Source organism: Mycobacterium sp. (genome assembly GCF_035499775.1).
Classification (GTDB): domain Bacteria; phylum Actinomycetota; class Actinomycetes; order Mycobacteriales; family Mycobacteriaceae; genus Mycobacterium.
This window is the reverse complement of record NZ_DATJYB010000386.1, coordinates 1-5,752: the sequence shown is the minus strand read 5'-3', so window position 1 is coordinate 5,752 and position 5,752 is coordinate 1. Positions and strand designations below refer to the sequence as shown.

The window sequence follows — 5,752 nt, the reverse complement described above, 5'->3', positions numbered from 1 at the left end:
GGCCGGAATGGTCAGGTTCACCCCGGAGTCGACGTCGAAGACGGCGAGTTTCGTGGGGTCGAAAGCCAACTCGACGGACTGCCCGATAGTGGCCGTCGACTCAGCGGGAACCCTTGCCACGAACTGATTTTCGTACACTTCTCCCTCGGCCTCCAGCTCGTCCAGCTGGGCGGCGTGCACGGCCGGGCCCGAGGTGGTGAAGTACACGTATTTGTCGGCCCCCAGCGATTCGACCAGGTCGACCTCGACTTCGAAGAGCAGCGACTTGATGCGCTGGTAGCCGTCGACCAACGCGGCGTCGGTCAGATGCTCGGGCCGTACCCCGACGATGACGCTCTGCGGGGCAGGGTGTTCTGCGATCACTTCTTGGACCTCCGGCGCCAGCGTCACCTCACCGAAGGGCAGTCGCAGCCCCATCGGAATCAGCGTGGCGGGAAAGAAATTCATCGCCGGCGAGCCGATGAAGCCCGCGACGAACAGGTTGGCAGGATGCTCGTAAAGCTCTGTGGGCGTGCCGATCTGCTGCGCGACGCCGCCGTGCATCACCACCACCCGGTCACCCAGCGTCATGGCCTCGGTCTGGTCGTGGGTGACGTAGACGGTGGTGGTGCCCAGCCGCTTCTGCAGCCGGGCGATCTCGCCGCGCATCTGCACCCGCAGTTTGGCGTCCAGGTTGGACAGCGGCTCATCCATCAGAAACGCCTTGGGATGGCGCACGATTGCGCGGCCCATCGCGACCCGCTGCCGCTGCCCGCCCGACAACTGCGAGGGCTTGCGATCCAGAAGTTCGCTGAGGTCAAGGATTTTGGCGGTCTCCGCGACCTTCTGCGCGATCTCGGCCTTCTTCATCTTCGCCAGCGTCAGCGGGAAGGCGATGTTCTGGCGCACCGTCATATGCGGATACAAAGCGTAGGACTGGAACACCATCGCGATATCGCGGTCCTTGGGTGCCTTCTCGTTGACCCGCTCACCGCCGATGCGCAGCTCGCCCGACGAGATATCCTCAAGTCCGGCAATCATATTCAGCGTCGTCGTCTTGCCGCAGCCGGAAGGCCCCACCAGGATCAGGAATTCGCCGTCGGCGATCGTGATGCTGAGATCCCGCACCGCTGTGTGGCCGTCGGGGTAACTCTTGTTGAGGTGCTCCAGCACAATCTCGGCCATCGGGCTATCCCTTCACAGCGCCAGAGGTCAACCCGGCGACAATCCGTCGTTGGAAGATTAAAACAAAAACGATGATCGGGACGGTGATCACCATCGCGCCGGCCGCGATCGATCCCGTCGGCTCCTCGAATTGCGAACTGCCGGTGAAGTTTGCGATCGCCACCGGTGCAGTGATCGCCGCCTTGGTGGCGGTCAGGGACAGCGCCAGCAACAGGTCGTTCCACGCGAAGATGAACACCAGGATCGCGGCCGTCACCAGTCCGGGCGCCGCCAGCGGGACGATCACCTTGCGAAACGCCTGACCCGGCGTCGCGCCGTCCATCTTGGCGGCCTTCTCCAGATCCCAGGGGATCTCCCGGAAGAACGCCGACAACGTGTAGATGGCCAGCGGCAGCGCGAAGGTGATGTACGGCAGGATCAGCCCGGGCCAGGTGTCGAACAGGCCAAGGAAACGTTCGATGTTGAACAGCGGCGTGACCAGCGAGATCGCCGGGAACATGGTGATCAGCAGGGTGGCGCCGACCAGCAGCCGCTTGCCGGGGAATTTCAGCCGGGCAATCGCGTAGGCGGCCATCGCACCGAGCAGCACCGCGATCGCGGTGGTGGTCAACCCGATTCCGACGGAGTTGAGCAACGCCGGTCTGAAGAACTCGCCGCGGAAGATGCCGCGGTAGTTGTCCAGGGTCACCGAGGACGGAATCAGCTTGCCGTCCTTGACCGTTGACGACGGCTTGAGCGACAGGCTCAGGATCCACAGCACCGGAAGCAGCGCATACACCACGACCACGCTGTCGATCACGGCCCAGAACGCCGCGTGCCTAACGGCCATCGGCGTCACCACCCGGGGCGGCAGCGCCGAACACCTTGATGAAGATGAGCGCGATGATGCCCACGCACAAGAAGATCAGCACGCTGATCGCCGAGCCGAGGCCCACGTTGAACCCCTTGAACAGGTTGTCGTAGCCCAGAATCGACACCGACCCGGTGTTGTTGTTGCCCGAGGTGAGCACGTAGATGTTGTCGAAGATCCTGAATGCGTCCAGGGTTCTGAAAAGCACGGCAACGACTACCGCCGGCTTGATGATCGGCAACGTGATCTTGGTCAGCCGCCGCCATGCACCCGCACCGTCGACATGAGCCGCTTTGACCAGGTCCTCGGGAACCAGCGCCAACCCGGCCAGCAGCAGCAGCGCCATGAACGGGGTGGTCTTCCAGACCTCGGCGATGACCACGATGCCCAGCGACGGGATCTGCTCGGTCAGCGGGGCGCTCCCGTGCGGTAGCAGGTTGGCCAGATACCCGGTGCCCGGCGTCCACGCGTAATACCAGCTGTACGACGCGGCCACCGTCACGATGCCGTACGGGATGAGTACCGCCGTGCGCACCAGGCCCCTGCCGACCAGGGTGCGGTGCATCACCAGCGCCAGCGTCAGGCCCACCACGAACTCGATCGACACCGAGACCACCGTGATCGCCAGCGTCACCGCCAGCGCCGTCCACCAGTACCGATCGGTCAGGATCGTCTGGTAGTTGCCCAGGCCGACGAAAGCGGTGTCGTTGGGGGTGGCCAGGTTGTTGCGCTGCAGGCTCAGCCAGACGGCATAGCCGATCGGATACCCGGTCACCGCCAGCATCAGCGTCGCCGCGGGAGCGACGAGAAAGAACGCCAGTCGCCGTTCGGCCCGCGCGGGGGTCCCGCCGCGGCTCAAGCTCAATGGTCGCCGCTCCTCAGCATCGCTTCGCTCTGCATCGTTACGGCTCACGGCAGCAGCCCCTTGCCGTCGATCGCCTTCTGCACCTCCACGGCGAGGTCGTCGGCCGTCCGCTCCGGGTCGATCTCGGTGACCGGGCTCAGCGCGGCGGCAAGCCGGATGGACACCGCCTGATAGACCGGCGTCGCGGGCCGCACCGCGGCGTCGGTGAGCTGCTGGCGGATGACGTCGTACATCGGATACTTCGCCTGGAATTGCGGGTCGGAATACAGCGAGATGCGGACCGCCGGCAGACCCCCCTGGATCGAGATGTACTTCTGGTTGTCCAGGCTGCGCAGGCACCTGACGGCTTCGAAGGCTTCCGCTTTATGCCGACTCGTGCGCGCCACGGTCAGGTTCAGCCCACCGATGGTCACCTTGGCCGGCCGGCCGGGCGCCACCGACGGGTAGGGCGCGAACCCGAACACCTTGCGGCTGGCCTCATAGGCGATCCGGAACTGTTCTTCCGACGGCACGAAGGTCCCGAGGTTGTCGATGCTGCCGGCCAACTCGGGCAGCCCGTTCAACGGCAGGAAGGGCACCCCGCCCTTCACCGCGTTCTCCAGCATGGACGCGAGCACGTAGGGCCAGTTGACCTCCAGCGCGGCCTTGCCCTGCTCAACCGCCAGCCGCGCGCTGCTCCCGTCGGTCCGGGTGATCGACGGGTCGGCCCCAGGCGCGGTAGACACCGACTTCAGGATCCGCAGTGCCGCGACGGTGGCGGCCCGGTGCTCCGGGGTGTCGGTCAGCGTGACCCGGCGGCCGTCGTGGGAAAGGACCTGACCGCCGGCGCTGACCAGCAGCGTGTTGAACCACACCACCAATCCCTCGCCCTCGTTAGCCTGCACCCCGATCCAGCTCGGCTCCCCCGCGGCGCGCAACCGCTCGGCTTCGGCCACCATGCCGGTCCAGTCCTCCGGCGGATGGTCTACCAAATCCGCTCGGTACCAAAGCAACTGGGTATTGGTGGCGATCGGTGCGCCGTACAGCTTGTGCTTCCACCGCGCGGTTTCCAGCGGGCCGGGCAGGATGTCGGCGGTCGCGTCGGCCTCCGCCAGACCGGCCGGGTCGTCGGACAGCGGCAGCGCCCAGCCCGCCTCGGCGAACTCGGCGGTCCACACCACGTCCATCGCCATCACGTCCAGGGTGCGGTCGTTTCCGGTCAGTCGGCGGGCCAGCTGGAGGCGCTGCTGGTCGGGAGATCTGGGCAGGCTGACGTGCTGAATGGTGAAGCGGCCGCCCAACTGCTCGTTGCATTGCTGGGCAACCGCGGTGAACGTCGCAGCGTCGGTGGCGGGCGTGTAGAAGCTGATCACGACCCCGTTGTCGGCGGATCCGCAGGCCGACACCAGCGCCGCGGCGGTCAGTGTGGTCAGCAGCAACGCGGCCGACCGTCGTGCGCGACGCATCTGAACGCGATCGTCAGATCGCCAGGCGCGCCAGCAGATCCCGCGCCTTCTCCGCGTTCTGCGGATCGCACAGTACGTCGTAGCGGCCGGCCACCAATTGCATGGTCGAACTGAAATCCCTGGTGCCGCGCGCCATTGCGTAGGGCACCGCGGAGGTGATCAAGCCGAAGAACACTCCCGCGACCACGCCGGTGGGCAACACCGCCCAGGTATTGCTGAACGCGAGCAGTACCAAGCCGATGAACAGGCCGAGCCAGGCGCCGCTGAGCACGCCGCCGCCCAGCACCTTGGGCCAGCTCAGCCGGCCGGTGACCCGTTCCACCTGCATCAGATCGACGCCGACAATGGTCACCTGCTCGACCGGGAATTCCTGGTCCGACAGATAGTCGACGGCGCGTTGGGCTTCGGCGTAAGTCGGATAGGACCCGACCGGCCAGCCTTTGGGTGGGGTCGGCAGGCCGGGGACGCCACGACCGCCCGCTGCGCCCGGTGTTGCGCCGGGAAGTTGTCCAGGCTGGAAGGGGCTAGTCATGGGTACACATTCTCCTCTGCCTCCTCTGGCTCCCCTACTCTCCGCGGGGCCATCGTTACATTCCACCGCGGATTGAGGCCGAATTCACGGGCCGGCTGTCGTTCATACCGGAATCCCAAACCCGCTCATAAGCTAGTTTGAACACATGATCGCCGTCGGCCGCGCCTCCTGCGCAAACGCGCACCAGCCACCGGTCGCCCGCGCCGGGAATTCACGCTCATGAGCGGCCCAGGGCAGCCGTACGAGTACCCGGGGCAGAATCCGTTCTCGCCGGTCGATCCCTACACGCCGGTCAACTATCCGGAATATCCGCCTTCCTACCCCCCACCGTCGCCGCCCCCACCCCCGCCACCGCCTCCGCCCGGCTACGGGTACCCGCCCTCCCATCACGGCGCCCCGCCCGGGTACCACGCTTCCCCGGCATACACCGGCGGTTACGACCCTTACCAGGCGGGATACGGGTCGACCGGGACCAACGGGTTGGCGATAGCCTCGTTGGTCGTTTCGATCGCGGGCCTGCTGCTGGGCCTTCCCCTGGCAATTTTCTGCTGGATCGGTTTGTTGATCCCCATCACCGGCCTGGTGCTCGGCATCGTCGCACTCACCCAGGTCAACCGCACCAAGCAACCGGGCCGCGGGATGGCCATCGCCGGCATTGCCGTCGGAGGCTCCGCGGTCGCGCTGACGGTGCTGGCGATCATCATCGCGGTCGCAGCCGTGGCTGGCCACACGCACTGATAACCGCTCGGGTGTGCGGCGTCGCCGGGCGCCTCGACCGGTGTGTCTCTTAGGCTTTCTGCCATGGCGTCGGTCAACAGGGTCTATGTGGCGCGACTCGCGCGGATGTTGGTGTTGGGTCCGTTCGGCGAATCGTTCGGACGTGTCCGCGACGTCGT

General features: G+C 66.1%; 7 protein-coding genes. 2 read left to right on the top strand and 5 right to left on the bottom strand.

Annotated features, from left to right (window positions below):
- The 5 genes from VML93_RS23935 to VML93_RS23915 form a co-directional block, all read right to left on the bottom strand.
- Positions 1-1,164, bottom strand: a 1,164-nt coding sequence (locus VML93_RS23935; protein WP_325614763.1) for a sn-glycerol-3-phosphate ABC transporter ATP-binding protein UgpC, incomplete at its 3' end; no start/stop codon positions are given.
- 4 nt (positions 1,165-1,168) lie between these two features.
- Positions 1,169-1,993, bottom strand: coding sequence for a carbohydrate ABC transporter permease (locus VML93_RS23930; RefSeq protein WP_325614762.1), 825 nt, complete (start codon positions 1,991-1,993; stop codon positions 1,169-1,171).
- Entirely contained in the window at positions 1,983-2,879 is an 897-nt protein-coding gene (locus VML93_RS23925) for a carbohydrate ABC transporter permease (protein ID WP_414686425.1), read from the bottom strand. The genes VML93_RS23930 and VML93_RS23925 overlap by 11 nt, the downstream gene beginning before the upstream one ends.
- 44 nt (positions 2,880-2,923) lie before the next feature.
- On the bottom strand, positions 2,924-4,324 hold the full coding sequence (locus tag VML93_RS23920) for an extracellular solute-binding protein (RefSeq protein ID WP_325614760.1): 1,401 nt from the start codon (positions 4,322-4,324) through the stop codon (positions 2,924-2,926).
- 13 nt (positions 4,325-4,337) lie between these two features.
- Positions 4,338-4,856, bottom strand: coding sequence for a general stress protein (locus VML93_RS23915; RefSeq protein WP_325614759.1), 519 nt, complete (start codon positions 4,854-4,856; stop codon positions 4,338-4,340).
- A 219-nt stretch (positions 4,857-5,075) separates the two neighbouring features.
- Here VML93_RS23915 and VML93_RS23910 point away from each other — a divergent pair, with 219 nt between their 5' ends.
- Positions 5,076-5,594 (top strand): DUF4190 domain-containing protein, encoded by a 519-nt coding sequence (locus VML93_RS23910; protein ID WP_325614758.1) that lies wholly within the window; start codon positions 5,076-5,078, stop codon positions 5,592-5,594.
- A 63-nt stretch (positions 5,595-5,657) separates the two neighbouring features.
- The coding region (locus VML93_RS23905) for a hypothetical protein (RefSeq protein ID WP_325614764.1) at positions 5,658-5,752 on the top strand (95 nt) is incomplete at its 3' end.

Bases quoted from the DNA above. Each gene is read 5' to 3' on its own strand.
- VML93_RS23930 (WP_325614762.1), bottom strand. From the start codon at position 1,993: ATGGCCGTTAGGCACGCGGCGTTCTGGGCCGTGATCGACAGCGTGGTC.
- VML93_RS23915 (WP_325614759.1), bottom strand. From the start codon at position 4,856: ATGACTAGCCCCTTCCAGCCTGGACAACTTCCCGGCGCAACACCGGGC.
- VML93_RS23920 (WP_325614760.1), bottom strand. From the start codon at position 4,324: ATGCGTCGCGCACGACGGTCGGCCGCGTTGCTGCTGACCACACTGACC.
- VML93_RS23910 (WP_325614758.1), top strand. From the start codon at position 5,076: ATGAGCGGCCCAGGGCAGCCGTACGAGTACCCGGGGCAGAATCCGTTC.